General features: G+C 45.3%; 2 protein-coding genes. One reads left to right on the forward strand and one right to left on the reverse strand.

The genetic code is table 11. The features are described from left to right. The coding region (locus FDW87_RS09360; RefSeq protein WP_137379689.1) for an EAL domain-containing protein at positions 1 to 1,546 on the reverse strand (1,546 nt) is incomplete at its 3' end. 551 nt (positions 1,547 to 2,097) lie between these two features. Here FDW87_RS09360 and FDW87_RS09365 point away from each other — a divergent pair. Beyond that, entirely contained in the window at positions 2,098 to 2,379 is a 282-nt protein-coding gene (locus tag FDW87_RS09365; protein WP_016155360.1) for a YjcB family protein, read from the forward strand. Positions 2,380 to 2,410: the final 31 nt, after the last annotated feature.

Below are 2,410 nucleotides of genomic sequence, written 5' to 3' on the forward strand. Positions count from 1 at the left end.
TCCAGTGCATGAACTCCTGTGGCGGCAGCGCCTTCGCAAAATACCAGCCCTGACAATACTGTACGCCACGTTCGCGCAGCCACTCGATTTGCTCAACCGTCTCTACCCCTTCCGCAATCATCTTCAGGTGTAAGCTTTGCGCCATTTCGATGATATGTTCGGCAATCAGGTGACTGGTGCTGTTGGTGGACAACGTACTAATAAATGATTTGTCGATCTTCAGGATATCGATATTCAACGCGGATAAATTGTGTAGATTGGAATATCCCGTCCCAAAATCATCAAACGCCACTTCATAACCCGCCTGACGAAACGCCTGGATTACCGCGGTCATTTTATCTACATCAATAAACCCGCGTTCCGTCACCTCGACTTTAATTTGCTGGGCCGCCACAGAGTACTCACGGTTTTTGTCGGTAATCAGGGCAATAAGTCGGGATGAATGAAAGTCAGAAGCAGAGAGGTTTATCGAGATATAAAGCTGAGGATGCGCCGAAAGAAAATATCCTAAATCGTTGAATACCTCTTCAATCACGTAATCCGTGATCCGCTCAATCATTCCCTCTTTTTCAGCCAGCGGAATAAACTCGGTTGGGCTCATTACTTCACCATCACAGCCCGGCCAGCGCAGCAAAGCCTCAGCCCCTACGCACTGACCGTTTTCGATATCAATGATCGGCTGGTAGTGCAGACACAGTTGACGTTTTTTGATTGCGCGTTTTAACAAGCGGCGGGGAGATAAGTATTCCTGACGCGTGCGCCACCACATTAACAGCATCAGGATGCTGCAGATAATCCCGAAAGGAATCGTTAAGGCAGCCTCATGATAGAAAATCGAATGTATGCGTTTATCCGAGGTTGACACAATAATCGCAATCGGGCGTTTTTCTGAATGCACTTTGGTGTAGAAGCGATCGTCCAACTGGAAGGTTGAGGCTTCACCGTGCACCAACGGCAATAACTGCGCAATAGGCGCCCCTTCGCTGGCAGAGAAAAAAGTACCCGTTACCGTGTCATACACGCCCCAGGACAGGTCCGGGTCATCTGACATAACTTCGCTGTAAGATAATGGGTTGATGACGACAACGTAGTTTCCACGTTGCATATACGTCATTCTGTAGCCAGCGAAAAAGGGGGTATCGCGATAGTAATAGATGGAGATGTCCGGCGTACGTTTATAGTCGGCGGTCGGCATAATATAGGCGACTGGCGGCGCCATCGACGTAGAGCACAAAAAATGATCGCCCTGCGCATAAATTAGCTCGCTGATATATAAACGACCACGAATAATATCTAGCATATTTTTCTGATGTGCCGGGGTACACATCTTACCTTGATACAACAGGGCCATATCTCGCGCTAAATCGGCTTGTTGGATCACCAATTCAGTTTTATTTAACACCAGTTGCGCAAAAGAGCGAAGTTGATTACGGGTTTCGGACATTGCCCGGATTTGAGCAAACCATAACGCCAGCACCACGGGGAGCAATACCACCATGAATGTTCCGAGGAACTTCAGTATCTTGCGTCGCGCACTGTGATTCATGTCAGCCCTGTTTCCCTGTTTCGTATATGCCAGAACCCATTAAGGCAAGATGCTATAAACACCGACTGATTAAGTTGCATGAATCTATCAGTATTAGCAACAGACTTCTCTATGTAAAAGTCTGATAATAGTTGATGATGATATTATTTTTCCGTAAGGCAAACTTAAAGTTATGCTTATTTCATAACGTTATTATCCCCAAGGAGTAATTTTTTATAAGCACTATCCTGGCTTTATTTAAGAAATTCATTAGATTTTTTTAACGATTAATTTAGGATAAATAAAACAGGTAACAAAAATGCATCTTTAAGATTGATTATTTAGTATCGTTGCTTCCTTGAATATAACCACATATTTAACATGGTTATCATCCTGCAAAAAATACGCCCAACACTGGTGAACAAACGAGCACATGTGATATAGTTCACAAAAATCATGTAACAGAAACGATGTTTCATTCATGTTATTGCCCGTCGATAGCCAGAGTACTACACCCTCGGTGAACACCCCCGCGCTGTCCTGGGCATCCAGACTTTCTGAGGACGTTTTTCATGGCAACGATAACAACTGGCGTGGTTCTTCTGCGGTGGCAATTACTCAGTGCAGTGCTGATGTTTTTAGCCAGTACGCTCAATATCCGTTTTCGTAAATCAGATTATATTGGCCTGGCCGTCATTAGCAGCGGTTTAGGGCTGGTTTTTGCCTGCTGGTTTGCGACCGGATTACTCGGCATAACCCTGGTGGATATGTCCGCAATCTGGAAGAACATTGAAACCGTAATGGTTGAAGTGATGAGCCATACACCGCCAGACTGGCCGATGGTGTTGAACTGATAACAGAATTGCATATGGCTACCCCAGTTCT

Origin of the sequence: Citrobacter sp. wls826 (assembly GCF_005281245.1) — a bacterium.
In the GTDB taxonomy this organism is placed as follows: domain Bacteria; phylum Pseudomonadota; class Gammaproteobacteria; order Enterobacterales; family Enterobacteriaceae; genus Citrobacter; species Citrobacter braakii.

Bases quoted from the DNA above. Each gene is read 5' to 3' on its own strand.
- FDW87_RS09365 (WP_016155360.1), top strand. From the start codon at position 2,098: ATGGCAACGATAACAACTGGCGTGGTTCTTCTGCGGTGGCAATTACTC.